Origin of the sequence: Microbacterium sp. 10M-3C3 (genome assembly GCF_003931875.1) — a bacterium.
Classification (GTDB): domain Bacteria; phylum Actinomycetota; class Actinomycetes; order Actinomycetales; family Microbacteriaceae; genus Microbacterium.
The window spans coordinates 527,552-552,161 of sequence record NZ_CP034245.1; the positions used below are offsets into that span (position 1 = coordinate 527,552).

Annotated in this window: 31 protein-coding genes; 20 read left to right on the top strand and 11 right to left on the bottom strand. The window is 73.1% G+C overall.

What is annotated here, in order from left to right; genetic code table 11:
• Nucleotides 1-36: 36 nt before the first annotated feature.
• Entirely contained in the window at nucleotides 37-855 is an 819-nt protein-coding gene (locus EI169_RS02430) for an IclR family transcriptional regulator (RefSeq protein ID WP_125130667.1), read from the top strand.
• An 11-nt stretch (nucleotides 856-866) separates the two neighbouring features.
• Here EI169_RS02430 and EI169_RS02435 read toward each other — a convergent pair whose 3' ends face one another.
• From EI169_RS02435 to EI169_RS02445, 3 genes are read right to left on the bottom strand one after another with little or no spacing between them, the layout of a single operon-like run.
• The gene (locus EI169_RS02435; RefSeq protein ID WP_125130669.1) at nucleotides 867-1,238 is read right to left on the bottom strand and encodes a hypothetical protein; all 372 of its coding nucleotides are present in this window, start codon (nucleotides 1,236-1,238) and stop codon (nucleotides 867-869) included.
• Nucleotides 1,235-1,825 (bottom strand): Asp23/Gls24 family envelope stress response protein, encoded by a 591-nt coding sequence (locus tag EI169_RS02440; protein WP_164515405.1) that lies wholly within the window; start codon nucleotides 1,823-1,825, stop codon nucleotides 1,235-1,237. Before EI169_RS02440 ends, EI169_RS02435 begins: the two co-directional genes overlap by 4 nt.
• Nucleotides 1,826-1,830: 5 nt before the next feature.
• Complete coding sequence (locus tag EI169_RS02445; protein WP_125130673.1) at nucleotides 1,831-2,373, bottom strand: sigma-70 family RNA polymerase sigma factor; 543 nt, start codon at nucleotides 2,371-2,373, stop codon at nucleotides 1,831-1,833.
• 123 nt (nucleotides 2,374-2,496) lie between these two features.
• Between EI169_RS02445 and EI169_RS02450 the strand changes: the two genes are divergently transcribed.
• From EI169_RS02450 to mmuM, 7 genes are all read left to right on the top strand, one after another.
• The gene (locus EI169_RS02450; protein WP_125130675.1) at nucleotides 2,497-2,910 is read left to right on the top strand and encodes an Asp23/Gls24 family envelope stress response protein; all 414 of its coding nucleotides are present in this window, start codon (nucleotides 2,497-2,499) and stop codon (nucleotides 2,908-2,910) included.
• Nucleotides 2,907-3,095 (top strand): DUF2273 domain-containing protein, encoded by a 189-nt coding sequence (locus EI169_RS02455; RefSeq protein ID WP_125130677.1) that lies wholly within the window; start codon nucleotides 2,907-2,909, stop codon nucleotides 3,093-3,095. The genes EI169_RS02450 and EI169_RS02455 overlap by 4 nt, the downstream gene beginning before the upstream one ends.
• The gene (locus EI169_RS02460; protein ID WP_125130679.1) at nucleotides 3,092-3,454 is read left to right on the top strand and encodes a hypothetical protein; all 363 of its coding nucleotides are present in this window, start codon (nucleotides 3,092-3,094) and stop codon (nucleotides 3,452-3,454) included. Before EI169_RS02455 ends, EI169_RS02460 begins: the two co-directional genes overlap by 4 nt.
• Nucleotides 3,451-4,023, top strand: coding sequence for a DUF6286 domain-containing protein (locus EI169_RS02465; RefSeq protein WP_125130681.1), 573 nt, complete (start codon nucleotides 3,451-3,453; stop codon nucleotides 4,021-4,023). Before EI169_RS02460 ends, EI169_RS02465 begins: the two co-directional genes overlap by 4 nt.
• Nucleotides 4,020-4,550, top strand: a complete 531-nt coding sequence (locus EI169_RS02470) for a hypothetical protein (RefSeq protein WP_125130683.1) — start codon at nucleotides 4,020-4,022, stop codon at nucleotides 4,548-4,550. Before EI169_RS02465 ends, EI169_RS02470 begins: the two co-directional genes overlap by 4 nt.
• A 59-nt stretch (nucleotides 4,551-4,609) precedes the next feature.
• Complete coding sequence (locus EI169_RS02475; protein ID WP_125130685.1) at nucleotides 4,610-4,786, top strand: CsbD family protein; 177 nt, start codon at nucleotides 4,610-4,612, stop codon at nucleotides 4,784-4,786.
• A gap of 77 nt (nucleotides 4,787-4,863) precedes the next feature.
• Complete coding sequence (mmuM, locus tag EI169_RS02480; protein ID WP_125130687.1) at nucleotides 4,864-5,736, top strand: homocysteine S-methyltransferase; 873 nt, start codon at nucleotides 4,864-4,866, stop codon at nucleotides 5,734-5,736.
• On the opposite strand, the gene EI169_RS02485 is transcribed toward mmuM, so the two are convergent.
• Both EI169_RS02485 and EI169_RS02490 read right to left on the bottom strand, forming a co-directional pair.
• On the bottom strand, nucleotides 5,714-6,391 hold the full coding sequence (locus EI169_RS02485) for a response regulator (RefSeq protein ID WP_125130689.1): 678 nt from the start codon (nucleotides 6,389-6,391) through the stop codon (nucleotides 5,714-5,716). The two genes, mmuM and EI169_RS02485, sit on opposite strands and share 23 nt — an antisense overlap.
• On the bottom strand, nucleotides 6,388-7,968 hold the full coding sequence (locus EI169_RS02490) for an ATP-binding protein (RefSeq protein WP_164515406.1): 1,581 nt from the start codon (nucleotides 7,966-7,968) through the stop codon (nucleotides 6,388-6,390). The genes EI169_RS02485 and EI169_RS02490 overlap by 4 nt, the downstream gene beginning before the upstream one ends.
• 140 nt (nucleotides 7,969-8,108) lie before the next feature.
• Here EI169_RS02490 and EI169_RS02495 point away from each other — a divergent pair, with 140 nt between their 5' ends.
• Genes EI169_RS02495 through EI169_RS16490 form a run of 3 tightly spaced genes read left to right on the top strand, consistent with a single transcriptional unit; the run spans nucleotide 8,109 to nucleotide 10,603 of the window.
• A complete protein-coding gene (locus tag EI169_RS02495; protein ID WP_125130692.1) occupies nucleotides 8,109-9,554 on the top strand; it encodes a cation:dicarboxylase symporter family transporter in 1,446 nt (481 codons plus the stop codon).
• Nucleotides 9,551-10,390: an aldolase/citrate lyase family protein gene (locus tag EI169_RS02500; RefSeq protein ID WP_125130694.1), complete on the top strand. Its 840-nt coding sequence runs from the start codon at nucleotides 9,551-9,553 to the stop codon at nucleotides 10,388-10,390. Before EI169_RS02495 ends, EI169_RS02500 begins: the two co-directional genes overlap by 4 nt.
• A 57-nt stretch (nucleotides 10,391-10,447) precedes the next feature.
• Complete coding sequence (locus EI169_RS16490) at nucleotides 10,448-10,603, top strand: hypothetical protein (RefSeq protein WP_164515407.1); 156 nt, start codon at nucleotides 10,448-10,450, stop codon at nucleotides 10,601-10,603.
• Nucleotides 10,604-10,637: 34 nt separating this feature from the next.
• Here EI169_RS16490 and EI169_RS02505 read toward each other — a convergent pair whose 3' ends face one another.
• The 4 genes from EI169_RS02505 to EI169_RS02520 are packed head-to-tail and all read right to left on the bottom strand — an operon-like array spanning nucleotide 10,638 to nucleotide 14,370.
• Nucleotides 10,638-12,227 carry a hypothetical protein gene (locus tag EI169_RS02505; RefSeq protein ID WP_125130696.1) on the bottom strand — a complete coding sequence of 530 codons (1,590 nt, stop codon included), beginning with the start codon at nucleotides 12,225-12,227 and terminating at the stop codon, nucleotides 10,638-10,640.
• Complete coding sequence (locus tag EI169_RS02510; protein WP_125133288.1) at nucleotides 12,209-12,952, bottom strand: ABC transporter ATP-binding protein; 744 nt, start codon at nucleotides 12,950-12,952, stop codon at nucleotides 12,209-12,211. The genes EI169_RS02505 and EI169_RS02510 overlap by 19 nt, the downstream gene beginning before the upstream one ends.
• A 24-nt stretch (nucleotides 12,953-12,976) precedes the next feature.
• Nucleotides 12,977-13,525 (bottom strand): DUF1992 domain-containing protein, encoded by a 549-nt coding sequence (locus EI169_RS02515; protein WP_125130698.1) that lies wholly within the window; start codon nucleotides 13,523-13,525, stop codon nucleotides 12,977-12,979.
• Nucleotides 13,522-14,370 (bottom strand): oxygenase MpaB family protein, encoded by an 849-nt coding sequence (locus EI169_RS02520; protein WP_125133289.1) that lies wholly within the window; start codon nucleotides 14,368-14,370, stop codon nucleotides 13,522-13,524. The genes EI169_RS02515 and EI169_RS02520 overlap by 4 nt, the downstream gene beginning before the upstream one ends.
• Nucleotides 14,371-14,515: 145 nt before the next feature.
• On the opposite strand from EI169_RS02520, the gene EI169_RS02525 reads away from it, so the two are divergent.
• The 4 genes from EI169_RS02525 (at nucleotide 14,516) to EI169_RS02540 (ending at nucleotide 19,693) form a co-directional block, all read left to right on the top strand.
• Nucleotides 14,516-15,508 carry a LacI family DNA-binding transcriptional regulator gene (locus EI169_RS02525; RefSeq protein ID WP_125130700.1) on the top strand — a complete coding sequence of 331 codons (993 nt, stop codon included), beginning with the start codon at nucleotides 14,516-14,518 and terminating at the stop codon, nucleotides 15,506-15,508.
• Nucleotides 15,509-15,585: 77 nt separating this feature from the next.
• Nucleotides 15,586-17,208 carry an FGGY-family carbohydrate kinase gene (locus EI169_RS02530; RefSeq protein WP_125130702.1) on the top strand — a complete coding sequence of 541 codons (1,623 nt, stop codon included), beginning with the start codon at nucleotides 15,586-15,588 and terminating at the stop codon, nucleotides 17,206-17,208.
• Between the two features lie 23 nt (nucleotides 17,209-17,231).
• The gene (araA, locus tag EI169_RS02535; RefSeq protein ID WP_125130704.1) at nucleotides 17,232-18,743 is read left to right on the top strand and encodes an L-arabinose isomerase; all 1,512 of its coding nucleotides are present in this window, start codon (nucleotides 17,232-17,234) and stop codon (nucleotides 18,741-18,743) included.
• Nucleotides 18,743-19,693 (top strand): aldose 1-epimerase family protein, encoded by a 951-nt coding sequence (locus EI169_RS02540; RefSeq protein WP_125130706.1) that lies wholly within the window; start codon nucleotides 18,743-18,745, stop codon nucleotides 19,691-19,693. Before araA ends, EI169_RS02540 begins: the two co-directional genes overlap by 1 nt.
• A gap of 6 nt (nucleotides 19,694-19,699) precedes the next feature.
• On the opposite strand, the gene EI169_RS02545 is transcribed toward EI169_RS02540, so the two are convergent.
• Together EI169_RS02545 and EI169_RS02550 are read right to left on the bottom strand one after the other, a co-directional pair.
• The gene (locus EI169_RS02545; protein ID WP_125130708.1) at nucleotides 19,700-20,260 is read right to left on the bottom strand and encodes a hypothetical protein; all 561 of its coding nucleotides are present in this window, start codon (nucleotides 20,258-20,260) and stop codon (nucleotides 19,700-19,702) included.
• Between the two features lie 7 nt (nucleotides 20,261-20,267).
• Nucleotides 20,268-20,675 carry a DUF4383 domain-containing protein gene (locus EI169_RS02550; protein WP_125130710.1) on the bottom strand — a complete coding sequence of 136 codons (408 nt, stop codon included), beginning with the start codon at nucleotides 20,673-20,675 and terminating at the stop codon, nucleotides 20,268-20,270.
• A 177-nt stretch (nucleotides 20,676-20,852) separates the two neighbouring features.
• On the opposite strand from EI169_RS02550, the gene EI169_RS02555 reads away from it, so the two are divergent.
• The 5 genes from EI169_RS02555 (at nucleotide 20,853) to EI169_RS02575 (ending at nucleotide 24,558) form a co-directional block, all read left to right on the top strand.
• Nucleotides 20,853-21,284, top strand: a complete 432-nt coding sequence (locus tag EI169_RS02555; protein WP_125130712.1) for a YdeI/OmpD-associated family protein — start codon at nucleotides 20,853-20,855, stop codon at nucleotides 21,282-21,284.
• Nucleotides 21,285-21,347: 63 nt separating this feature from the next.
• Nucleotides 21,348-21,911: an asparagine synthase gene (locus EI169_RS02560; protein WP_125130714.1), complete on the top strand. Its 564-nt coding sequence runs from the start codon at nucleotides 21,348-21,350 to the stop codon at nucleotides 21,909-21,911.
• A gap of 69 nt (nucleotides 21,912-21,980) precedes the next feature.
• Nucleotides 21,981-22,871 (top strand): DUF808 domain-containing protein, encoded by an 891-nt coding sequence (locus EI169_RS02565; protein ID WP_125130716.1) that lies wholly within the window; start codon nucleotides 21,981-21,983, stop codon nucleotides 22,869-22,871.
• A gap of 211 nt (nucleotides 22,872-23,082) precedes the next feature.
• A complete protein-coding gene (locus tag EI169_RS16495; RefSeq protein WP_164515408.1) occupies nucleotides 23,083-23,364 on the top strand; it encodes a hypothetical protein in 282 nt (93 codons plus the stop codon).
• A gap of 114 nt (nucleotides 23,365-23,478) precedes the next feature.
• Nucleotides 23,479-24,558 (top strand): ParB/RepB/Spo0J family partition protein, encoded by a 1,080-nt coding sequence (locus EI169_RS02575; RefSeq protein ID WP_125130720.1) that lies wholly within the window; start codon nucleotides 23,479-23,481, stop codon nucleotides 24,556-24,558.
• Nucleotides 24,559-24,610 lie beyond the last annotated feature (52 nt).

A 24,610-nucleotide genomic window follows, 5' to 3' on the forward strand; every position in this document is an offset into this window, starting at 1 on the left:
GCGTGGCGGGCGCGTCGCCGCATCCGCGCTTGCCATATGGATACCCGCCGACGTAGCGTCCATATCGTGGACACGGATGCAGCGACGCGTACGGTGCCCGGCGCGCAGGCGATCGCGCGGGCAGCGCGGCTGCTGCGCCTCGTGACCGCCGCGGGAGCGGAGGGTGCCGCGGTGTCGGCGCTCGCCGAGCGCGCCGACCTCACGCGGCCGACCGCACACCGGCTGCTCGCCGCGCTCCAGCGCGAGGGCCTCGTCGACCGCGATGACGCCACCGGCCGCTGGGCGCCGGGACCCGAGCTGTACCTCATGGGCACCGTGGCCGCGGCGCGCTACGACATCACCGCGATCGCGCGCGACATCGTGCGCTCGCTCGCGGTGCGCACCGAGGAGAGCGCGTTCCTCTCCGTGCGACGGGGAGATGAGACCGTCTGCCTCGTGCGCGAGGAGGGGAGCTTCCCGATCCGTTCGTTCGTGCTCGCCGAAGGCGTGCGGTTCCCGCTCGGCGTCGCGTCCGCGGGGCTTGCGATCCTCGCGTTCCTCCCGTCCCACGATGTGGACGCGTACTTCGAGCGGCACCCCGACCTCGCGCGGCGGTGGGGCGCCGCCCACGGCGAGAAGCGACTGCGCGCGCGCCTGCGCGAGACGCACGAGCGCGGCTACGCGGTGAACCCCGGGCTGATCGTCGAGGGCAGCTGGGGGATGGGAGCCGCGGTGTTCACGCGCGAGGGGCATCCGCAGTGGGCGCTGAGCCTCACGGGCGTGGAGTTCCGCTTCGGCCCCGAGCGCATCGCCGAGCTCGGACGGGTGCTGCTCTCGCACGCGCACCAGCTGACGACCCGCATCGCCGCGCGCTGACCCCGCGCGGCTCAGTCGCCGGGAGCGGTGAGCACGAGCCGGCTGACGCGCACGCGCACGACCGGTGCGGCCGAGGTGTGCGCGGCGAGCACCGTCCGCACGCGCGCGGCGACCGCCTCGGCGACGCGGGCCGAGTCGCGGCCGAGCTCGACGCCGATGCTCACGGTCGCCTCGGCGGACGACGGCGACACCTGCACCGACGACAGGGCCGCCGTGCCGCGTGCGAGATGGTCTACCGCGCGGGCGACGATCGGGCGCGCGGCGTACACGGCGGCCACGCCGGGCACCGCTCGTGCCGCGGTGTCGACGTCGACCCCGATGCTGTCGGTCGTCGGTGCGGCGGCGGTCCCTCCGCCGGCCGCGGGCACGGTCTGCTCGCTCATCGCTCCCCCTCGTCCTCGTCCATGTGCACGTTGTCGACCGTCACGTCGACGCGCCCCACACGCAGCTCCCCCTGGCTCTGGATGGCCGCGGCCACCGCCGCGCGCGCGGCGGTGGCCACCTCTTCCACGCGCTCGCCGAAGCGCACGCTCACGGTGATCGTCACGTCGAACGCGCCCGTCTCGTCGTCACGGCGCAGCTTCGTGCGGCCGACGAGGATGCCGGGCACCTCGTCGCCTGCCGCGCGGACGAGCTCGTACAGCGCGCCCTCCGTGACGAACAGGCCCGCATCAGGGTCGTGCGGCAGGAGCGGGATGTCCGACCCCGCCCGGAACTCCCGCATCACCTCCTGCATGATGCCGTCGTACCACTTCTCGTCGAGCGGGCGCGTGCTCTCGTGCGCGACGAGGGCGCGCGAGAGCGCCCCCATCCGCTCCATCGAGGCGAGCACCGACTGGCACTCCGCATTCGTGTCGATCGCCGCGATGGCCGGGCGCCGACCGCGGTCGAGATAGGCCGACAGGTCTTCGAGCGTGTAGCCCGACCCGCCCACGCCGCGCGCGTCGGCGTCGTCCACGTCGTCCGTCATCCCCGTCACCTCCATTCCTGCATCCGCTCGATCACGGTCTTGCGGGCCCGCGCGAGGCGCCCCCGCACGGTGGCGGCGGAGACGCCCACCTGCTCCGCGATCTCGTCATAGCTGTATCCGCTCACTTCCTTGAGCACCCACACCACCCGCTGGTCTTCCGGCAGCTCGCCGAGCACGCGCGAGAGCGCCTCCATCTGCGAGGATCGCACGGCGCTGCGCTCGGGGTCGTCGAGCGCGATCACGGCGTCGTCCACGATCTGCTCCGTGGGCTTGCGGCGGCGCAGCCGGTCGGTCGCCTTCCGCGACACGATCGTCGTGAGCCAGCTGCGCACCTTGTCGGGCTCGGCGAGCTCGGGCAGGCGCTGCCACGCCGTGATCAGCGCCTCCTGCACGCAGTCGTCGGCGTCGGCGCGCGAGCCGGTGAGCCGCGTCGCGAACGCCACGAGGAACGGCGCGTGCCGGCGCACCAGCACGCCGAAGGCGAGCTGATCGCCGTCGGCGGCACGGGCGGCCAGGAGGCCGTCGGGTGCGGCCGTCAGAGCGGTCATGCGGGTGGCTCTCTGTCAGGTGACTCTCAGCATCCGCATCGTGACGATTCCCGATCCGGCGGCGTCTACGTAGCGAAACACTCACAGCGGTCCGAAGGCACCGCTTGACGAAAGGACGCAGACATGGCACAGCCCACCACGAACGCCCCCCTCGCCACGACCGAGGCGGGCAAGACCACGATCGTCGACCCGGTCGTCGCCAAGATCGCCGGCATCGCCGCGCGTGAGGTGCCCGGCGTCCACGCGCTCGGCGGCGGCGCCGCCCGCGTGCTCGGCAACATCCGCGAGGCCGTGGGCGCGAAGGACTTCGCCCAGGGCGTGCGCGTCGAGGTGGGCGAGAAGGAGGTCGCGGTCGACCTGCAGATCCAGGTGGACTACCCGGAGCCGCTGCAGCGCGTCGCCGCCGAGGTGCGCTCGGCCGTGGCCGAGGCGATCACCGAGCTCGTCGGCCTGAAGGTCGCCGAGATCAACGTGACCGTCGTCGACGTGTACATCCCGGGCGATGACGACGACGCCGAGGAGTCGCGAGTCCAGTGAACGGCATCCTCTACGGCACCCTCGCCGGGGTCGCGCTGGCGTTCGCCGCACTGGCGTTCGGATTCTGGGGTTTCCTCCTCGTCGCCCTCTTCGGCGGCATCGGGGCCCTCATCGGAGCGTCCGTGACCGGCCGGCTGGACCTGCGGGCGGCGCTGGACGCCGCCCGCGGGCGCCGGGTCGGATGAGCGCCGTCGAGGTCGTCGCCCCCACCAGCGGGGGCGCGACCGTCGCCCCCGCCCGCCCCGTGATCCCCGGTCACGTCACGATCGCCCCCCGCGCCTACGAGCGGCTGCTGGCCGCCGTCAGCGCGCGGTCGATGGGGGTGCGCCCGCGCGATGTCACCGTGCGCGCGGCCGACGAGGGCGGGCGCCTGATCGTCCACGTCACCGGAGCAGTCTCCGGCGACGGCGCCCCGGTGCTCGAACGCATCGAGCGCGTCCGCACCGACGTGACCGAAGGCGCGCAGCGCCTCACGGGAGCGGCGGTCACCCGGGTCACCGTCCATGTGACCCGCATCCACTTCGACGACAGGAGGGCATCATGAGCACGCAGAACGCCGACGGCGTGCTGCGCCGCAGCAGCCGTCGCCTGCGGTACCGCTCGCGGAGCGCGGCCGTGTCGACCGCGCTCGTGCTGGCGGCGCTCATCGGGCTCTACCTGGCCGTCGAGGCGGGGCTCGCGCTCGCCGGTCGCCCGGCGCTCGTGGCCACCCCCGCCCAGCTGTGGGACACGGCCCAGGCCCAGCCCGCGATCGCGTGGGTGGCGGCGGTCGTCCTCGCCGTCATCGGCGTCGTCTTCGTGCTGCTCGCGGTCCTGCCCGGGCGCCTCGCGCGCCGCGAGGTCTCGGAGGAGCGCTTCACCGTCGTCCTGGACGACGACGTGCTCGCCAGCGGCCTGTCGCGCAGCGCCGCGACCGCGGCCGGCGTCGGCCGCAGCCAGGTACGCACGGCCGTCGGACACCGGCGCGCCCGCGTGCAGCTGACCCCCACGACGGGCTTCCCGCCCGCCCGCGACGCGGCCCAGCAGGCGTCCGTCGCGACCGTCACCGCCCTGGGCCTGCGCCCGGGACTGACCCCGCGCGTCACCGTCGAACGAGAGGGCGTGATCGCATGACGCAGTCCAACCGGTTCCTCAACCGCGTGCTGCTGCTGCTCGTCGGACTCGGCTTCCTCGCCGTCGCCGCCGTGATCGCGTGGCCCCAGGTCACCGGCGCCCCGCTGCCGCTGGTCGTGGCCGCCGACGACCCGATCGTGTCGTGGGGCATCATCGCCGCCGCCGCCGTCGCGCTCGTCATCGCGGTGGCCTGGGTCGCCTCGCGCGGCCGCGGCCGGACCCGCTTCGCGATCGCGACCGACGACGTGCGCGTGGACGCCGCCGCCCTCGCCGACATCGTGCGCGACGCGCTCTCGTCGGCACCGGATGTGGCCGGCGTCAAGGTCGCCGGCTACACGGTGCGCCGCCGCCGGGTGCTCGCCGTGACCGTGCTCACGCGCCGTCACCCCGACCTCCCCGCGCTGATGCGCGACCTCCGTGCCGCGATGGACCGCATGGACGCCGTGCTCGGCACGCCGCTGCCGGCCGTGGTCCACATCACGACCGGTCTGCGCACCGCCCTCGCGGGCGAGCGCGCGACCCGCTGACCCGCACCACCACAACCCCGCGCCCACCCGGGCGCACCGAACAGAGAAAGGAGCCGATCATGGGACTCGGCGACGACATCAAGAACACCGCGCAGGACCTCGCCGGCAAGGCGAAGGAGGCCATCGGCAAGGCCACCGACAACGACAAGCTCGTTGCGGAGGGCAAGGCCGATCAGGTCAAGGCCGACGCGAAGAAGGCGGCCGGCGACGTGAAGGACGCCTTCACGAAGGACTGAGCCGCCCAGACGAACGCCCCGCCCGACTCACCCCCGGGCGGGGCGTTCCGTCGTGTCGGCGCACTAGCGTCGGTGTCATGACGGATGACCTCGGCGCCGCGCTGCGCGAGCGCGTCGTCGTGCTGGACGGCGGCCTCGGCACCCACCTCGAGGCGCGCGGCGCCGACGTCTCGGGTGAGCTGTGGTCGGCGCGCGTGCTCCGCGACGACCCCGAGCTCGTGCGCGCCGCGCACGCCGACTTCGTCGCCGCCGGCGCCGAGGTCGTCATCTCGGCCTCGTATCAGCTCGGCTACGGCGCCGCCCTCCCCGACGGCGAGGTCGACCGGCTCATCCGACTGTCGGTCGCCGTCGCGCGCGACAGCGGCGCGCGATGGGTCGCCGCATCCGTCGGTCCCTACGGTGCCGTGCGCGCCGACGGCAGCGAGTACACGGGCGACTACGGGCGGGATGCGGCGGAGCTGCGCGCGTGGCACCGCCGCCGCCTCGCGGCGCTCGCCGATGCCGGCGCCGACGTGCTCGCGGTCGAGACGGTGGCGTCGCCCCTCGAGGCGGAGGTGCTGGCCGCGGAGCTCGACGCTCTGGGCGTGCCGTCGTTCGTCAGCATGTCGGGCGACAGCACCGCGCTCGACGCGCGGGGGCTGCGCGCGGCGCTGCGGACCGCGGCCGGAGCGCGCGGCGTGCTCGCGGTGGGCGTCAACTGCTGCCGACCGGCCCGCACCGCGGCGCTGCTGGCGGCGGCGCCCGCCGGGGCTGCGCTCGTGGCCTACCCGAACGCCGGACGCACGTGGGACGCGTCGACGCGCACGTGGCGGGGCGAGGCGAGCGGGGTGGCCGACCTCGCGCCGGGCTGGGCGGCGGCGGGCGCGCGCCTCATCGGCGGATGCTGCGGCACGACGCCGGCGGACGTCGCCGCGATCGCCGCGCGCGTCAGCGCGACCACGCGTACGTGATCTCCGGACGGCCGGGCCCGCCGTAGCGCGGGACCCGTGACGCGCGTCCCGTCTCCACGAGGTGCTCGAGGTAGCGTCGCGCGGTCACGCGCGACATGCCCTCCCCCTCTGCGACCTCGGTGGACGACAGCGCGCCGTCGGCGGCGCGCAGCCGCGCCGCGACCGCCGCGAGGGTCTCCTCGCCGAGGCCCTTCGGCAGCGGCGGGGGCGCCGCGCGCAGCGCGCCGAGCAGCGCGTCCACCTCCGACTGGGTGGTCGCCTCGTCCGTGCGCGCGATGCCCTCGTGGTACGAGCGGTACGACTCGAGGCGCTCGCGGAACGCGGCGAAGGTGAACGGCTTGATGAGGTAGTGCATCATGCCGCGCGACACCGCGGCGCGCACGGTCGCGGCGTCGCGCACCGCCGTGACGGCGATGATGTCGACCGTCGACCCCTGCGCGCGCACGACCCGCGCGACGTCGAGCCCGCCGCCGTCGGGGAGGGTGAGATCGAGCAGGACGAGGTCGATCGCGCGCGTCGCGTCGGTGAGGGCCGTGAGGGCGGCGCGCGCGGAGGAGGCGAGCCCCGCGACCTCGAAGCCGTCGACCCGGCCGACGTACGCGGCGTGAAGCTCGAGTGCGAGCGGGTCGTCGTCGACGATGAGGACGCGGATCACGGCAGCGTCACCGTCACGGTGGTGGGGGCCGCCGCGACCGCCACTGATCCGTGGTGCGCGGCGACGATGTCGCGCACCAGGGCGAGCCCGACACCCCGCCCGCCCGCCGCGTCGGCGGGCTTCGTGGTCGCCCCGAACGCGAACGGGTCGGCGAGGTCGCGGTCGAAGCCCGGGCCGCTGTCGCTGACGGCGAGCACGACGCCGTCGCCGTCGGCGCGCACCCGCACGCGCACCCAGCGCGGCTCCTGGCCGGCCGCGGCGGCGTCGAGGGCGTTGTCGACGAGGTTGCCGAGGATCGTCACGGCGTCGGTGGCGGGGATCGGGAGCGCCGGTGCGTCGTCGGGCACGTCGAGCTCGAGCGAGACGCCGCGCTCGCCCGCGTCGTCGAGCTTGCCGAGCAGCAGCGCCGCGACCGCCGCATCCGACGCGCCGCCGACAAGTCGGTCGGTGAGCGGCTGGCGGTGCTCGGCGGTCTCGACGAGGAGCTCGCGCGCATCGTCGACGCGGTCGAGCTCGAGCAGCGCGAGCACCGTGTGGAGGCGGTTGCCGTGCTCGTGCGTCTGCGACCGCAGGGTCTCGGTGAGGCTGCGGACGCTCTCGAGCTCGCCGAGGAGGCTCTGCAGCTCGGACCGATCGCGCAGGGTCATGACGTGCCCGCGCTGCGGCGAGCGGCGGCCGGTGAGGTCGCGGGCCTCCTCCTGGTTGATCAGCAGCACGCGGTCTCCCGCGACGACGGTCTCCTCGACCATGCGGCGCCCCTCGCGCAGGGCGTCGCGCAGCGCCTCGCCGACCTCCAGCTCCGACGGGTCGATCGAGACGAGGCCGCTGCGGGCGGGCGGAAGCCCCAGCAGATCGGCGGCCTCGTCGTTGTAGAGGCGGATGCGACCGGATCCGTCGGTGACCACGAGCCCCTCGCGGATCGAGTGCAGCACCGTCTCGTAGTTCGCGACCATGCGGCTCAACTCGTCGGGCGTGAGTGCGCCGGCGACGCGCCGCGCCGAGCGTCGGACGAGCAGCGCGCCGAGGAGTCCGAGCCCCACCATGCCCGCCGTCGCCCCCACGATGAGCGGCACGCGCGGGGCGAGCTGCTCCTGCACGGAGTCGAGCGTCTCGCCGACCGACACCATGCCGACCATCGCGCCGTCCCCGCCGCCGCCGGCGTAGATGGGTGCGATCGTGCGCACCGACGGGCCGAGCGTGCCCTCGTAGACCTCGGTGAAGGTCGCGCCGGCGAGGGCGGGGGCGGTCGACCCGAGGTAGGGGCGCCCGATCTCGGCGGGGTCGCGATGGGTGAGGCGGATGCCGTCGAGGGTCATGACCGTCACGAACGACACGTCGGCGTCCGCCATCACGTCCTGCGCGATGGGCTGGAGCTCACCGCTGTCGCCCTGGGCCACGAGGCGGGCGATCGCCGGCTCGTGCGCGAGCGTCTCGGCGACCGAGCGGGTGACCGACTCGGCCTCGCGACGGCCGGAGTCGGCGAGCTGCACGGCGAGCACGATCGAGAGCACGGCGCCGGTCACGAGCGCCGTGGCCACGGCCACGAGCGCGAGGCGGGCTCCGACGCTGAGTCTCACCCGTTCATCCTGCACCGCCGCGGACGCCGGCGGCGTGAACACTACGACCACAACTGGCCGGGCGGCCGCGAGCGGGCCAGCATCGTCGCATCCCGGCACCGACGCCGGACCCCGTCGTTATCCAGAGAGGAATGACGCACATGGCACTCTCCCTTCGCACCACCCGGGACGGACGGCCGCGCAAGCGCATCGACCGCAACCACTGGCTCTACATCGCGGTGATCGCCGCCGTCGGGCTGGGCATCCTCGTGGGCCTGCTCTTCCCGACCGTCGGGCAGGCGCTCGAACCGATCGGCAAGGGCTTCGTCAACCTCATCAAGATGATGATCGCGCCGGTGATCTTCTGCACGATCGTGGTCGGCATCGGCTCGATCGCCAAGGCCGCGACGGTCGGCAAGATCGGCGGCCTCGCGCTCATCTACTTCCTCGTGATGTCGACCTTCGCGCTGGCGATCGGCCTCGTGGTGGGCAACATCATCCACCCCGGCGAGGGCCTGAACATCGCGGGTGCCACCTACCAGGTGGAGGGCGAGGCGTCCACGACCACCGAGTTCGTGATGGGCATCATCCCCACCACGTTCTTCTCCGCGTTCACCGGCGGCAGCATCCTGCAGGTGCTCTTCATCGCCCTGCTCGTCGGCTTCGCCCTGCAGCGCATGGGCGAGCGCGGCCAGCGCATGGTCGAGGCGGTGCGCAGCTTCCAGGTGCTCGTCTTCCGCATCCTCGGCATGATCCTGTGGCTCGCCCCGCTCGGTGCGTTCGGCGCGATCGCGGCGGTCGTCGGCAAGACCGGGTTCCAGGCCGTGATCAGCCTCGGCATCCTCATGGGCGCGTTCTACCTGACGTGCTTCCTGTTCATCGCGGTCGTGCTCGGCACGCTGCTGTACGCCGTCACCCGGGTCAACATCTTCTCGCTCATGAAGTACCTCGGCCGCGAGTACCTGCTGATCGTCGGCACCTCCTCCTCGGAGGCCGCCCTGCCCCGCCTCATCGCGAAGATGGAGCACCTCGGCGTCTCGAAGCCCGTCGTCGGCATCACGGTGCCCACCGGCTACTCCTTCAACCTCGACGGCACTGCGATCTACCTCACGATGGCCTCGCTGTTCATCGCCACGGCGCTGGGCAACCCGATGTCGATCGGCGAGCAGATCGGCCTCATGATCTTCATGATCATCGCCTCGAAGGGCGCCGCCGGTGTCACGGGTGCGGGCCTGGCGACCCTCGCCGGCGGCCTGCAGGCCTACCGCCCCGACCTCGTCGACGGCGTCGGCGTGATCGTCGGCATCGACCGGTTCATGTCGGAGGCCCGCGCGGTGACGAACTTCACCGGCAACGCCGTGGCGACGCTCCTCATCGGCTCGTGGACCAAGCAGTACGACGGCGCCCGCGTCCGTGAGGTGCTCGCCGGCCGGCTGCCCTTCGACGAGTCGATGCTCACCGGCGACCCGCACGGCGCCGCGGCCCGCGAGCAGGACCGCGTGGGCGGCGACGAGACCGGCGAGCCCGTCGCCACGGTCGACACCGCGTCGCTCGACAGCTTCCGCGCCCGCGCCGAGGCGGAGGCCGCCGCGCGGAGCCGCTCGTGAGCGCACATCCCACGGCGGCGGGGACGGCTTCGGCCGCCCCCGCCGCCGCGCGCGTACGTCATGCCCGCACGTGGCTCCTGCGCTCTCCGCTGGCGGGTGAGATCGCCCCGGACGCGCCGCGCGCCGACGTCGTCGTGCTCGACCTCGAAGACGGCCTGCCCGCGAGCCGGAAGGACGAGGGGCGGTCGCGCGCGCTGCGCGCGGCGGAGCTCGCGCCGGTGTGGCTGCGGATCAGCGCCGCCGGCACCGCCGACGGCGACGCCGACCTGGCCCTGGCCGCCGCCCTCGGCGACCGCCTCGGCGGCGTCGTGCTCGCGATGTGCGCATCGCCGGCCGACCTCGACCTCGTCGACCGGCGCCTGAACGCCTCGGTCCCCGTCGTCGCGATGATCGAGACGGCGACGGCGCTGCTGGCCGCCGCCGCCATCGCGGCGCACCCGCGCACGTCGCGTCTGGCCTTCGGCATCGGCGACTTCCGTCGCGACACCGGGATGTCGGCCGACCCGGTCGCGCTCGCGTGGCCGCGCGCCCAGCTCACCGTGGCCAGCGCGGCCGCGGGCATCGCGGGGCCGATCGACGGGCCGTGCGGACCGGTGTCGCACGCCCGGACGGCCGCTGCGCACGCCGCATCCGTCGGATTCACGGGCACGCTCGTGCTCGACGCCGCGGCGGTGTCGGGGGCGCATGCCGGCTTCACGCCCGCGCCCGCCGAGGTGACCGAGGCCCGCGCGCTGCTCGCCGCATCGCCGCCGGGGGACGTCGACGGGTCGTACGCGCCCGCCCTCGCGCGTGCTCGTGCCCTCGTGGCCCGGGCCGAGGCCCTGGCGAGCCTCTAGCTCGCGGCGGCCACGGCCGGCCCGAGCAGGAGCCCGCTCGCGGCCGTCGCGACACCGGTGCTCGACCCGGGTGAGCGCAGGAAGGTCTTCTCGGCGATCATCGACGACCTCAACCAGCCGCTGCACCGCGCGTACATCTCGCAGCCGGTGCAGCCGCTCGAGGAATGGATGACCGGCAGCCCGCCCATGCACGTCACCTTCGACGAGGACTGAACACCCCGGTCGGCGCGAGAGCCACCGACTCCGGTCAGACGCCCTTGAGCGCGCGCAGTCGCGCCAGGAGCGCGGGCGCGCGCGTGTCGAACGCGCGGCCGCCGACGGTGATGCCGAGCGCCGCGACGGCGGGGCCGATCACGACGCCGAGGGCGAGGGCGAGCCACGCGGCACCCGCCGATCCGGTCACGACCGACACGATCGCCGCGACGAGGGCCGGAGAGGACAGCGCCACGGCCGCGACCCAGCACGCCAGGAACGCCAGGAACATCCCGAACGTCGCCCCGGGCACGCGCTTGAACGGGTTGTCGCCGGAAGCGGGCGTCGGCACGATGAGCATCGCCGAGCTGACCGCGCTGACGCCGTAACCGGCGAGCAGCAGCGCGATGCCCGCGCCGAGTGCGGCGGGAAGGAGCGCCCAGCGCCCCGACAGCGCGACCGTGACGAGCGTCGCGACCACGAGCAGCGGAAGCCCCACGGATGCGGCGGCGAGCGAGCGCCCGGCTCGGTCGGCGCGCCCGCTGATCCCGGTCTGCACGACGGTCGCGAACGCCGTGCCGTCGAACGACACGTCGGTGTAGGGGAGGACGCCGAGGAAGAAGCCGACGAACACACCGGAGAGCGCGAACACGGGGGTCGTGAGGTCGAACCCGGTGTACAGCAGCACCGCGATCGGGAGGAACGGGACGATCAGCAGCTGCCGGGTGTAGCGCAGATCCTTCAGCCAGTACGTCAGCGAGCGCCCCCACGTCGCGCCGACGGGGCCGGTGGGGACGACGCCGAACCACCCGAGCGCCCCCGCCTTCCCGCCGCGGGCGGACGAGCGCGCGGGCGGCGCCACGAGCGACGACGCGAGGCTGCGGTGCCACAGCAGCCACAGCACGGCGAGCGTCGCCGCCGCGATGAGGAGCTTCAGGACGCCGGGCACGACGGCGCCGGCGGCGAGGTCGCCCGGCACGGCCCATGCCGCCCCGATCGGCGTCCACGACAGCGCCTCGACGATGCCGTCCAGCTGCACGCCCGAGCGGGCGGCGAGGCGCACGAGACTCAGGATGCCGAGGATCAACGGACTCGCGAAGATCACCACGACGAACGCGAGGAGGGCGATCAGCTCGCGCGTGCGGCGGCGGCCGCCCAGGCCCGCCGCGAACGACGCGACCGCGCGCGACGCGACGACGCACACGGCGACGCCGACCGGCACGCACACGATCGCGGCGAGGGCGGCGACCGGCCACCGCCACCACAAGGCGAACGTCGCGAGGGCGCCGAGGGTCGTCGCGATGCCGGGGATGCCGGTCGCCCCGCCCGCGGTGATCGCGACCATCATGCGCGTCGTGCTGAGCGGGAACGGGGCGAGCTTGGCCGGGTCCAGCGTGGTGTCCACGCCCGCCGCGAACACCGGCCCCACGACCCACCCGAGGGTCAGCACGGCCCCCGCGACCGTCACCGTCGCGCGCGCCGCATCCAGTCCGAGGTTGCCGAGGAAGAACAGGCCGACGCCCGCGAGCAGCAGCAGCCACAGCGCCGAGAGCGACCCGACGATGAACCCGACGAGCTGCCATGGGTTGCGGGCGAGCGTGTTTCCGAGGATCCGGAAGCGGATCCTCAGGACTGTCGCAACCACTCCGGCCCCTCCGATCGGTGACGGCCGCCGACGAGCTCGACGAAGCGGTCCTGCAGCGTCTGGTCGCCGCGCACCTCGTCGACGGTGCCCGCCGCGAGCAGGCGTCCTCGCGCGATGACGGCGACGTGGTCGCACATGCGCTGAACGAGGTCCATGGAATGGCTCGAGACGATGACCGTGCCCCCGCCGGCGGTGTAGTCGCGCAGGATGTCCTCGATGTTCGCGGCCGAGACCGGGTCGACCGACTCGAAGGGCTCGTCGAGCACCAGCAGGCGCGGCGCGTGCACGAGCGCGCACGCGAGCGCGATCTTCTTCGTCATGCCGGCGGAGTAGTCCACGACCGGCATCGCGGCGGCCTCGGCGAGGTCCATGAGACGCAGCAGGTCGGCGGTGCGGGCGGCGACCTCGTCGCGCGCGAGGCCGAACATCATGCCGGTGTACACGACGAGCTGCTCACCGGTCAGGCGGTCGAACAGCCGCACGCCGTCGGCGAGGTTGCCGATCATGCGCTTGGCTTCGACGGGCTGCCGCCACACGTCGACGCCGTGGATCTCGGCGGTGCCCGCGTCCGGGCGCAGGAGTCCGGTCGCCATCGACAGGGTCGTGGTCTTGCCCGCGCCGTTGGGTCCGACGAGCCCGTAGAAGGAACCCGCGGGCACCTCGAGATCGAGTCCGTCGACGGCGGTCTTCTCGCCGAAGCGTTTGACGAGGCCGCGCAGGGTCATCGCTGAGTCGGTCACGCTCCGAACCTAGCGGCGTCGTCGCCGCCACCGTCGGCGCGGCGGCGGCGGGGCGGATGCGGCGGGCGCCCGCTCGCGCTCGGCGCGGCGCTCGCGCCACGCGGCGACATCGGCCTCGACGTCGTGGAGGGGCGTCACGACCGGAGGTCCGCCGAGGAGCTGGCGCCGGGCCTCCACGACGCGGCGGTTGAAGTCCTCGACCGCGGCGCGCACGTCGTCCTCGCGCGCGAACGCGGCGAGGCGCTCGGCCATCTCCGCGTGCTCGACGCGCAGTGTGAGCGCCGGCGGGCCGAGCCCCGTGAGCTGCTCGGCCTGGATCTTGCGACGGATCCACCAGTCCGGATCGTGCGCCGCGCCGAGGTCGAGCGGCTTGCCGGCGCCGGGCAGGTCGTCGAAGTCGCCCCGACGGATCGCCTGCTGGATCGCCGTCTCGACGTACGCCGCGCGCTCGGCGGCCGTCGATCCGCGCGGCGGCTGCTCCGCAGCATCCGGCGTGGCCTCCCCGTCGCGCGCCAAACGGTAGCGGGCCGCGGCCTGCCGGGGATCCTCCGCGCTCATCGCGTGCCCTCCGCCGCCGCTTCACGCTCGAGGCGGCGCAGCCGTAGCCGTGCCATATCCTGCGCGCGCGGACCCGAGCCGAGCGCACGTGCGGAGATCCGCAGGATCACCCGCGTGGCGGTCACGACGGGGAGCGGGCTGCGGCGCAGGCCCAGCATCCGGCGGAACTCCCGCGGGAGGGTCGCGACGGCCGCCGCGAACAGCACGCGGTACGCCACGCCCATGGCGCCGGGGAACGGCGGGCGGCGCAGGAACCGGACGACCTCGCGCGTGCGGGCGTCGCCGCGCAGCTCGCCGTGGTCGAGGTAGCCGCGGATCCGTGCGCGCAGCTCGGCGGCCGTGGTCGGGGGAGCGGCCACACGCATGAGGCGGCCGGCCGTCGCCCACTCGGCGACGTACGCGTCGGGGCCGCCCGGAATCGGATCGCCCCACTGCTCATGACACGTGAGGAATGCGTCGGCGAACGCCGCATGCACCCAATCCGACAGACCGGGGTCGGCGGCGTCGTACGGCGCGCGCTCGCCGCCGCCCGCCGTGTACTCGCCGGTGACCCGCCGATGGAAGCGCGCGACGCGGGCGGTCTCGCGCTCGACCTGGGCCCTCGAGCCGTACGTGGTGCAGATGATCCACCGCACCGTGCCGGTCAGGCGGCCGATCGGGTCCTCGCGGTAGCGCGACCAGTCGTGCACGCCCGCGAGGGCGCCCGGATGCAGCGCCTGCACGAGGAGCGCGCGGATCCCCGCCACGAACGTGCCCGTTCCGGCATGGACGACCCACGCCGGACCGTCCTCGGCGAAGTACCCGGCGTCGTCCCCGTCGGCGAGGGCGCGCACCCACGGCGGCATGCCGTCGGGGTCGCCCGCGAGCGCGATGAGCAGTCGCGCCCGCAGCGGCTCGCGTCGCGTCGGGGAAGAGCTCACCCCTCCAGGGTGCCACCGTCGCGGCGGGCCGGGGCCGTGCGTGCCCTAGGGTGAGCGATCGGAGGACGCTATGGCGCCGGATGCAGCGGCGACGCCCCCGCGCGTGGGCGTGCGGGACGTCGCGCGCGCCGCCGGGGTCTCGCCGCAGACCGTGTCGCGGGTGCTCAACGGGTACGCCGGCATCCGCGACGACACACGCGCCCGCGTGCTCGAGGCCGTGGCGGCGCTCGGGTACCGCATGAACAACGCCGCGCGCGCCCTGGGCACGCGCACGACGCGCACGCTCGGCGTCGTCGCGACGAACGCCGCCCTGTACGGACCCTCCGCGGGCATCGCGGCGCTCGAGACCGCCGCGCGCGAGCGCGGACGGTGGATCGCGACGGCCTACGCCGACGCCGACGACACCGGCTCGGTGCAGGCGGCCGTGGAGCACGTCCTGTCGCAGGGGGTCGACGGCATCGTGCTCGTCGCCGCCCACACCCGCACGCGCGACGTCGTCGCCGCCGCGGCGTCGACGGTGCCGGTCGTCGTGCTGCACGAGGGGGTCGGGGCCGAACGGCAGGCCCAGGGAGCGGCGCTCGCCGTCCGGCACGTGCGCGCGCTCGGGCACGTCCGCATCGCGGAGCTCGCGGGGCCCGCCGACTGGACCGAGGCCGCCGCGCGCTCGCGCGGCGTCGCCGCGGCACTGTCCGAGGCGGGACTCGCACCCGCGGCGCGCTGGCACGGCGACTGGAGCGCCGCATCCGGGGCCGCCGTGGCGACGACCGCCGCCGCCGCACTCGCGACGGCCGGCGGCCCGACGGCGATCGTCGCGGCCAACGACCAGATGGCGCTCGGGTTGATCGCGGGCCTGCGGGGCGCGGGCGTCGACGTGCCGCGCGACGTCGGCATCACGGGCTTCGACGACAATCCGGACGCCGCGTACTACCGTCCCGCGCTCACGACCGTGCGGCTCGATCTCGTCGGCGAGGCCCGCCGCGCGGTCGCCGCGGTCGTCGGCGAGGACGCCCCCGACCCGGGCGCTCCGGAGCTCGTGGTGCGCGCCTCGACGATCTCCTCCTGAACTCCCTCGGGCCGGGGGTCGCGCCGTCGCGGTGTTACCGGTAACATTCCCACGATCCCGAGACCGATGGAGACCCCGTGACGACTTCCGCGCCGACGAGCGAGCCCTCTTCCGCCGACGGCGCCGCGGCGCTCCGCGCCGGCCGCACCGCCCTCGGCATCGAGCTCGGCTCGACGCGCATCAAGGCGTGCGTGATCGACCTCGACACCGCCGCGGTGCTCGGCACCGGCTCCTCCGACTGGGAGAACGCGTTCGTCGACCGCCTGTGGACGTACGCGCTCGACGACGTCGAGAGCGGGCTGCGCGCCGCGTACGCCGACCTCGTCGCCGACCTCGAGCGCCGATACGGCGTGACCCCCGACACCTTCGGCGCGCTCGGGGTGTCGGCGATGATGCACGGCTACCTCGCATTCGACGCCGACGGCGAGCTGCTCGTCCCCTTCCGCACGTGGCGCAACACCAACACCGGCGCCGCGGCGGCGGAGCTCACCGACCTGTTCGACGTGAACATCCCGCTGCGGTGGTCGATCGCCCACCTGCACCAGGCCGTGCGCGACGACGAGCCGCACGTGGCCCGCATCCGCTCGTTCACGACCCTCGCCGGCTACGTGCACCGCCGCCTCACCGGCCGGGACGTGCTCGGTGTCGGAGACGCCTCGGGCATGTTCCCGATCGACGCGGCGACGGGCGACTACGACGCCGACCTCATCGAGGCCTACGACGATGCGGTGCAGGGCACGGCGTTGTCTGTGCCGCTCGCCGGCCTCCTCCCCGAGGTCCTGCCCGCCGGCGCTGCCGCGGGCACGCTGACCGCCGAGGGGGCGGCGTGGCTCGACCCCACCGGCACGCTGCGCGCCGGCATTCCCGTCGCACCGCCCGAGGGCGACGCCGGCACGGGCATGGTCGCCACCAACTCCGTCGCGCCGCGCACGGGCAACGTCAGCGCCGGCACGAGCATCTTCGCGATGGTCGTGCTGGAGCGCCCGCTCGCGCGCGTCCACGAGGAGATCGACCTCGTCACGACGCCCGCCGGGGCCCCGGTCGCGATGGTGCACTGCAACAACGGCGCGAGCGAGCTCGGCGCGTGGGCGGGCGTCTTCGGCCGCTTCGCCGAGGCGGCCGGCAGCCCCCTCGACGCCGACGCGGTGTTCGCGACGCTGCTGCGCGAAGCGCTCGCGGGCGACCCCGACGCCGGCGGGATCGTAGCCTACAACCACCTCGCGGGCGAGCCCATCGCGGGCCTCAGCGAGGGACGCCCGATGATCGTGCGCACCCCCGGCAGCCGCCTGACCCTCGCCAATGTCATGCGCGCGCAGCTCTACGGCGTGTTCGGCACGCTGAGCCTGGGCATGAGCATCCTCGACGAGGAGGGCGTGGCGCTGGACCGGATGTACGCGCACGGCGGCGTCTTCCGCACCGCGGGCGTCGCGCAGCGCTTCCTCGCCGGCGCGCTGAACGCCCCCGTCACCGTCGCCGAGACGGCGTCGGAGGGCGGCGCGTGGGGCATGGCCGTGCTCGCCGCCTACGTCGTGCGCGGCGGCGGCGCCGACCTCGCCTCCTACCTCTCGGACGTCGTCTTCGCCGACGCCCCCGCCGAGACCGTCGCGCCCGATGAGGCCGACCTCGCCGGCTACGCCGAATTCCTCGACCGCTACCGCGCCGGTCTCGCCGCCGAGGCGGCGGCCGCCGACGCCCTCTGAAACCCCGACGAAGGACCCTCCCCATGACCCGCACGTCCCTGACCACGTCCCTCGCGCCCTACGAGGTGTGGTTCGTCACCGGAAGCCAGAACCTCTATGGCGAGGAGACGCTCCGCCAGGTCGCCGAGCAGTCGCAGGCCGTCGTGGCCGGCCTCGAGGGCCTCCCGGTGAAGGTCGTCTGGAAGCCCGTGCTGAAGGATTCGGACAGCATCCGCCGCCTCGCCCTCGAGGTGAACGGCCGTGACGACGTCATCGGCGTCATCGCGTGGATGCACACCTTCAGCCCCGCGAAGATGTGGATCTCCGGGCTGGACGCACTGCAGAAGCCGCTGCTGCACCTGCACACGCAGGCCAACGTCGAGCTGCCGTGGAACGACATCGACTTCGACTTCATGAACCTCAACCAGGCGGCGCACGGCGACCGCGAGTTCGGCTACATCCAGACCCGCCTGGGCGTCGCGCGCAAGACCGTGGTCGGGCACGTCTCCCACCCGGCCGTACTCGCCCAGATCGAGGACTGGCAGCGCGCCGCCGCCGGCTGGACCGCGGCCCGCACGCTCAAGCTGGCCCGCTTCGGCGACAACATGCGCTACGTCGCCGTCACCGAGGGCGACAAGACCGAGGCCGAGCTGCGCTTCGGCGTGCAGGTGAACACGTGGGGCGTGAACGAGCTCGCCGACGCGGTGGCCGCCGCATCCGAGCCCGACATCGACGCGCTCGTGCAGGTGTACCTCGACTCCTACGACGTCGTGCCCGAGCTGCTCCCCGGCGCCGAGCGTCACCAGTCGCTGCGCGACGGCGCCGCGATCGAGCTGGGGCTGCGCGCCTTCCTCGAAGAGGGCGGATTCGGCGCCTTCACGACGTCGTTCGAAGACCTCGGCGCTCTGAAGCAGCTGCCCGGTCTCGCGGTGCAGCGCCTCATGGCCGAGGGCTACGGCTTCGGCGCCGAGGGCGACTGGAAGACCGCGATCCTCGTGCGCGTCGCGAACGTCATGGGCGCGGGCCTTCCCGGGGGCGCGAGCCTCATGGAGGACTACACGTACGACCTCGTCGCCGGCGACGAGAAGATCCTCGGCGCCCACATGCTCGAGGTGTCGCCGTCGCTCACGACGCAGAAGCCGCGCCTGGAGCTGCACCCCCTCGGCATCGGCGGCAAGGACGACCCCGTGCGCCTGGTCTTCACGGCCGACCCGGGGCCGGCGCTCGTCGTCGCGATGAGCGACATGCGTGACCGCTTCCGTCTCGTCGCGAACGTCGTCGAGAACGTCGAGGCGCCCGACCTGCCGAACCTGCCCGTGGGACGTGCGGTGTGGAAGCCGCAGCCGGACTTCGCCACGTCGGCCGCCTGCTGGCTGGCCGCCGGCGCCGCACACCACACGGTGATGACGACGGCCGTGGGCATCGAGGTGTTCCGCGACTTCGCGGAGATCGCGAAGACCGAGCTCGTCGTCATCGACGAGGACACCACCGTGCGCGGGTTCCAGAAGGAGCTGCGCTGGAACCAGGCCTACTACCGGCTCGCGCAGGGGCTCTGATGGCGCGCACACCGCTGTCGGGCACGCAGCATCTGCTGCGCGCCGGTGACGCCGAGGCGGTCATCGCCGGCGTCGGCGCCTCGCTGCGCACCTACACGCACCGCGGACGCGACCTCGTCGTGCCGTTCGACGCCGACGAGGTGCGCCCGGGCTACCGGGGCGCCACCCTCGCGCCGTGGCCGAACCGCGTCGTCGACGGCGTCTACGTCTTCGACGGCGTCGAGCACGACCTCGCGCTGACCGAGCCGAAGCGCGGACACGCCCTCCACGGGCTGCTGCCGTGGACGGAGTACGCGGCGATCGACAAGGGCCCGAGCCACGTGACGCTCTCCGCGGTCGTCGAGCCGCAGACCGGCTACCCGTGGCGCGTCGCCGTCGAGACGACGTACGCGCTCACGGCCGAGGGCCTGCACCAGACCGTGACGGCGCGGAACGAATCCGAGACCGCCGCTCCGTGGGGAACCGGCCCGCACCCCTATCTGCGGGCGGGCGCGGGGCACGTCGACGACTGGACTCTCCACCTGCCGGCGGCGACCGTGCTCGAGGTCACGCCCGACCGGCTCGCACCGACCGGCCTCGCGTCGGTCGAGGTCGACGCCGCGCGGTTCGACTACCGCGCCGCGCGCCCGATCGGCTCGGCGGAGATCGACCACGCGTACACCGACCTCGCCCGCGACGCCGGCGGGCTCGTCACGGTGACGGTGACGGGTGCAGCGGGGCTCGGCGCGGCGATCTCGTGGGACGCGACGTGCGCATGGGTGCAGGTGCACACCGCCGATCGGCCCGACGGCGCGGCATCCCCCGCGCACCGGATCGGTCTGGCGGTCGAGCCGATGACGTGCGCGCCCGACGCGTTCAACGACGCCCGCTACCCGTTCGACACGGGTCTGCTCGTGCTCGAGCCGGGCGCCGCGCACACCGCGGGGTGGACGATCTCGCCGATCGGCTGACGTGGATCAGTGGCCCTCGTGGGTGACCACGGGGACGGTGCCGTCGTCGCGGATGAGGATCGCGTCCTGGGTCGCACCCAGCGCGGGGGTCACGACGACCGACATGACGGCCGCCGCGAGGATCAGCCCCCACACGCTGACCGCGCGGGGAGGGCTGGCCGGGCGGCGCGCGGCGGATGCGGCGAAGCACGCGAGAACGACGAGCAGGCCGATCGCGATCGCGACCGCGTAGACGCTCGTGTGCGCGGGCGCGGCCGCGAGGAGCGCGGCGAGGAGGACGACCCCCGCGACGGCCGCCGCGAGGACGGCGCGCGGGAGGAGCATGCGGGCGCGCACGAGCGCGACCGTTCCCCACGCGAGGATCGCGAGGGCGAGCGAGAAGACGAGGATGCCGGCCGCGCGCGCGGCGACCGCGCCGCCGGGCGCCGTCACGCCGCCCGCGCCGAGGGCGGCGAGGACGAGGCCCGCCGACCACGCCGTGAGCGCGGGCCACGAACCCGTGAAGGCCACGCGGGGCGCCCCCGCACGCGCGGGGCGTGCGGGGGCGGCCGGTGCGGTGACGCTCACGCGGTGCTCAGACCGCCGCGGTGCGACGGACGTTCTTGTCGGCGGCGAGGCCGACCCCCAGAAGCACGACCGCGCTGGCGAGGTGAAGGAAGTGGTCGGCGGCGTTCAGGGCGAGGAAGTTCGCCGGGCCGGCGAGGAAGAAGCCCACGATGCCGAGCAGCAGGTACACCGCGCCGACGAGGACGTTGACGCTCTTGGCCGCACGGACGCCCGCGATGCCGGCGATCAGCAGTGCCGCGCCGATCAGGAGGTGCGCGATGTTGTGGAGCGGGTTCACCTGGAAGATGCCCAGGAGGAGGCCGCCCTGTTCGCCGGCGAAGGCGACGCCGCCGGTGACGGTGAAGCCGAGGAGGCCGACGAGGAGGTAGACGGCGCCGAAGATGACGGCGACGATGCGGTTCGGTGACGAGCCCATGGCAGGACCTTTCTGTCGAGACGCGGCGGTACCGCGTCAGGGGGTCGTTCGATTCGGTGCGCGTTTCGGATTGGAATTCGCTGTGAGACCGACGGTAGGTTCGCTGAGCCGCGGGGGGGCACGGGCTTGCGCGTTCGCGCGCGAGCGCGGTATGCGCAGGCGTGCCACACTGGGCGCGTGGAGTACACGACCGTCCTGCGTCAGTTCGGCAACAACACCGGCATCGAGGTGCCCGCGGAGGTGCTGGAATCCCTCGGCGCCGGCAAGCGCCCGCCCGTCGTCGTCACGGTCGGCGACTTCACCTACCGGTCGACGGTCGGGGTCATGAACGGACTGTCGCTCATTCCGTTCAGCTCCGACAAGCGCGCCGCGACCGGGCTGCGCGGCGGCGAGGAGATCGTCGTGTCCGTCGAGCTCGACAGCGCGCCGCGCACCGTCGAGGTGCCCGCCGACCTCGCGGAGGCGCTCGCCGCCGCCGACGCTCGCGCCGCGTTCGACGCGCTGTCGCCGAGCGCCGCGAAGGCCCACGTCACGAACGTCGAGGGCGCGAAGACCCCTGAGACCCGCGAGCGCCGGATCGCGGCCGTCGTCGCCAAGCTGGCCGGCTGAGTCCCCGGGCGCGGCGCGGCCGCCGCATCCGAAACGCTAGCCTCGGAGGCGAGGAGGTGCGGCGTGGGACGGACGGCGGACGCGATCGCGGAGGGCGTGTCGATCGCCGCCGCGGCGGCGCGTCTCGCGGTGCGCAACCGCATCCTGGTGGAGACGATCGCCGAGGGGGCCGACTTCGACCGCGCCGCGGTCAGCCGATTCGCCCGCGAGACGATCCTCGACCTCGCCGACGAGCAGGAGCGCGCGGCGGCGCGCATGAAGGCGCTGCGGCGCCGCGCCTTCGGCAAGTACTCGACCTCGAGCGGCACGCATGACTACCGCGACCGCGACACGCGGAACCTCCGCCGCCGCGGCAAGCAGTACGCGGGGGTCGCGAAGGAGCTGCGCGCGTGGGCCGACGATCCCGACCGCATCGCCGACCTCGTGGATGCGGCGCGCAACGCCGCGTGGGGCGATGTGGAGGCGAACCTGCAGCGCCGACTGGCGGTCGAAGGCGCCAACTACGACGCCGATCCCGACTACGAGCGCATGCGCAAAGCCCGTATGGACGCGCTGCGCATGGTCGACCTCGCGCGCCTGGCGTCGCACGCCAAGCGCCGGCGCGAGGCTGCCGTGAACGACGACTGACGCGCGGGCCGCTAGCGTGGACGTGCCCGCGGCTGCGCGGGCATCCGCTGCATCCGAGGGGGATCGCACATGTCGGTCGGGCTGCTCGCCGTCGTCGATGACATCCTGACCGCCGCGGTGAAGGCGAGCGCGAAGACAGCCGGTGTCGTCATCGACGACGCCGCCGTGACCCCGCAGTACGTGCAGGGGATCACCCCGGCGCGCGAGCTGCCCGTGGTGTGGAAGATCGCGCTCGGCAGCCTCGTGAACAAGTTCGTGATCATCATTCCGATCGCGCTGCTTCTCACCGCGTTCGCGCCGTGGGTCCTGCCCTACCTCCTCATCATCGGCGGCTCGTTCCTCTGCTACGAGGGCGCCGAGAAGGTGCTCGAGTGGTTCGGCGTCTCCCACGAGCACGGCGAGGAGGAGGCGCGCGACGAGAAGCGGCTGGTGTGGGGCGCGGTGCGCACCGACCTGATCCTCAGCACCGAGATCATGCTCATCGCCCTCTCGAGCCTGGACCCCGGTCTGTCGATCTGGATGACGCTCGCCGTGCTCCTCGTCATCGGTCTCGTCATGACGGGACTCGTGTACGGCGCCGTCGCACTGTTGGTGAAGCTCGACGACGTCGGGCTGCGGCTCATGAAGAGCGAGTCCCGAGGCGTGCGCCGATTCGGGGCGCGCGTCGTCGCGGCGATGCCGGCGGTCTTCCGCGTCATCAGTGTCGTCGGCACCGTCGCGATGCTGTGGGTCGGCGGCCACCTCGTGATCGCGAACCTCGCCGAGACGTTCTGGCACGGCCCGGAAGACGTCGTGCACGTCGTGACGCACGCCATCGAGGCGGCGGGCCCGGTCGTCGTGTGGCTCGCCGACACCGCGATGTCGGCCGTCGGCGGGCTCGTCTACGGCCTGCTCATCGTCGCGGTCGTCGTGGGTGTGACGCGCGTCTTCCGCCGCACGCCGTCGGATGCGGCCCACTGACGTCCCTGCGCCACGGGCCCCGCCGACACAGAAAAGGCCCCGCCGAAGCGGAGCCTTCTCTTCACTGTCTCAACACAGTGCGCGCCTGCTGGGACGCTACTTGAACTTTGCTCCAGAGGTAGCAACGCTGCGCGACCTCTGTAGCCGTGCGGCTGGGGAACGGGTCGAGCGAACCTACTCGCCGCCAGACCGTGCTGTTCCGCGCCTGACGATGAGCCAGAACGAGGAGATCGTCAAGCTCTACGAGGGTGGGATGCGTGTGGCCGACATCGCCCGGGAGATCGGGACGACCGAATGGACGATCCATCACCGGTTAAAACGTCTGGGTGTCGAGCGGCGGCCGCGAGGTATGTCCGCGTGCGAGGTCGATGAGGCCAGACAGCTGTACGAATCAGGTGAATCACTTCGGAAGCTTTCACTGAAGTTCGGCTTCAACGACAAGACGATCAAGAAGGCGTTGCTCGCTGCCCAGGTCCAACTCCGAAAGCGATGACTTTGGCGACACCGCGGCCATTGCAAACTCAGTAGCCCCCGAACTGGAACGGGTAGCTGGCCAGCGGATGCGGCCGACGCGGAGCATGCCAATCGCCTCCAATACGATGACCACATGGTGAACTTTGACGCGACGACAGTTCCGCTCGAGAGCCTCCTGCTGGACCCGAACAACTTTCGGTTCACCGCGCCCGGGACCGTCGCTCTTGTAGCCGAGGCCCGCATCGCCGAAGAGAAGGTGCAGGCGGCTGCCCTGGAACGTGTCAAAGCGGATGGCGTTTCAGAGCTCAAGCTGTCGATTGCCGAGAACGGGTTTGTCCCGGTCGAGCGCATCGTCGTCCGCGCACTCGACGGCGATGAGGGCGGCTACGTCGTTGTTGAGGGCAACCGACGTACTGCCGCACTGAAGCTTCTCGAGCGCGACCACGCAGGCGGCGTCGACCTCGATGAGCGTGTAAAGGAGGTCTTCGAAGGCGTGCCTGTGCTCCTCGCAACGGAAGCTTCCGAAGACGATCTTCTTGCGATCATGGGTATTCGACATGTCGGCGGACCCAAGGAGTGGGGCGGGTACCAAAGCGCGCTTCTGGTGCATCGATTGATGAGCAAGCCCGATCTGACAGCGCGGGAGGTTGCCTCTCGACTCGGGCTCACCGTCAATGAGGTGAATCGGAGGAACCGAGCCTTCTCAGCGCTCACGCAGATGATGGAGGACGAAGAACACGGCGAGTTCGTTACGCCGGAGATGTATCCGATCTTCCACGAGACAGTCGGCCAGCCGCTCGTCCGCGAGTGGCTCGGGTGGTCACAGACAGACCGAAAGTTCAACAACGATGACACCAGGGAGTTGTTCTACGGCTGGCTCACTAGAGGCGATGACGGACCAAAGATCCGCAGCTACAGCGAGATCCGTGAGCTGAAGCTCATCCTGGAGAACGAAGACGCTCTCATCGCGCTCAAGGACGACGACCAAAGCTTTAGTGATGCGCTCGCGATCGTCCGGGCAGACGCTCGTTCCGCTCGGTGGCTGCCTAACGCGAAGTCTGCACTGTCCTCGCTGAACGAAATGGGCTCTGACACTATCGAGTCCCTGGATTCCGACTCCTTGGCTGTCCTCGAGAGCCTCCGGCGCAGAGCCGCATGGATCATCAAGGCTCACGCGGTCTCACAGGACGATGAAGCTAGTGACGAGGCCTAGTGCCCAGCGAGTCTTTGCGCTCATCACACAATCGGCGACACCAAACGACGCC

Excerpts from the sequence above, each read along its gene's own strand:
- EI169_RS02435 (WP_125130669.1), bottom strand. The coding sequence starts at position 1,238 with ATGAGCGAGCAGACCGTGCCCGCGGCCGGCGGAGGGACCGCCGCCGCA.
- EI169_RS02540 (WP_125130706.1), top strand. The coding sequence starts at position 18,743 with ATGGCGCGCACACCGCTGTCGGGCACGCAGCATCTGCTGCGCGCCGGT.
- EI169_RS02470 (WP_125130683.1), top strand. The coding sequence starts at position 4,020 with ATGACGCAGTCCAACCGGTTCCTCAACCGCGTGCTGCTGCTGCTCGTC.
- EI169_RS02440 (WP_164515405.1), bottom strand. The coding sequence starts at position 1,825 with ATGACGGACGACGTGGACGACGCCGACGCGCGCGGCGTGGGCGGGTCG.
- EI169_RS02565 (WP_125130716.1), top strand. The coding sequence starts at position 21,981 with ATGTCGGTCGGGCTGCTCGCCGTCGTCGATGACATCCTGACCGCCGCG.
- EI169_RS02520 (WP_125133289.1), bottom strand. The coding sequence starts at position 14,370 with ATGCCGCCGTGGGTGCGCGCCCTCGCCGACGGGGACGACGCCGGGTAC.
- EI169_RS02460 (WP_125130679.1), top strand. The coding sequence starts at position 3,092 with ATGAGCGCCGTCGAGGTCGTCGCCCCCACCAGCGGGGGCGCGACCGTC.
- EI169_RS02495 (WP_125130692.1), top strand. The coding sequence starts at position 8,109 with ATGGCACTCTCCCTTCGCACCACCCGGGACGGACGGCCGCGCAAGCGC.
- araA (WP_125130704.1), top strand. The coding sequence starts at position 17,232 with ATGACCCGCACGTCCCTGACCACGTCCCTCGCGCCCTACGAGGTGTGG.
- EI169_RS02525 (WP_125130700.1), top strand. The coding sequence starts at position 14,516 with ATGGCGCCGGATGCAGCGGCGACGCCCCCGCGCGTGGGCGTGCGGGAC.
- EI169_RS02475 (WP_125130685.1), top strand. The coding sequence starts at position 4,610 with ATGGGACTCGGCGACGACATCAAGAACACCGCGCAGGACCTCGCCGGC.
- EI169_RS02550 (WP_125130710.1), bottom strand. The coding sequence starts at position 20,675 with ATGGGCTCGTCACCGAACCGCATCGTCGCCGTCATCTTCGGCGCCGTC.
- EI169_RS02575 (WP_125130720.1), top strand. The coding sequence starts at position 23,479 with ATGGTGAACTTTGACGCGACGACAGTTCCGCTCGAGAGCCTCCTGCTG.
- EI169_RS02430 (WP_125130667.1), top strand. The coding sequence starts at position 37 with ATGGATACCCGCCGACGTAGCGTCCATATCGTGGACACGGATGCAGCG.
- EI169_RS02510 (WP_125133288.1), bottom strand. The coding sequence starts at position 12,952 with ATGACCCTGCGCGGCCTCGTCAAACGCTTCGGCGAGAAGACCGCCGTC.
- EI169_RS16495 (WP_164515408.1), top strand. The coding sequence starts at position 23,083 with ATGAGCCAGAACGAGGAGATCGTCAAGCTCTACGAGGGTGGGATGCGT.
- EI169_RS02445 (WP_125130673.1), bottom strand. The coding sequence starts at position 2,373 with ATGACCGCTCTGACGGCCGCACCCGACGGCCTCCTGGCCGCCCGTGCC.
- EI169_RS02450 (WP_125130675.1), top strand. The coding sequence starts at position 2,497 with ATGGCACAGCCCACCACGAACGCCCCCCTCGCCACGACCGAGGCGGGC.
- EI169_RS02515 (WP_125130698.1), bottom strand. The coding sequence starts at position 13,525 with ATGAGCGCGGAGGATCCCCGGCAGGCCGCGGCCCGCTACCGTTTGGCG.
- mmuM (WP_125130687.1), top strand. The coding sequence starts at position 4,864 with ATGACGGATGACCTCGGCGCCGCGCTGCGCGAGCGCGTCGTCGTGCTG.
- EI169_RS02465 (WP_125130681.1), top strand. The coding sequence starts at position 3,451 with ATGAGCACGCAGAACGCCGACGGCGTGCTGCGCCGCAGCAGCCGTCGC.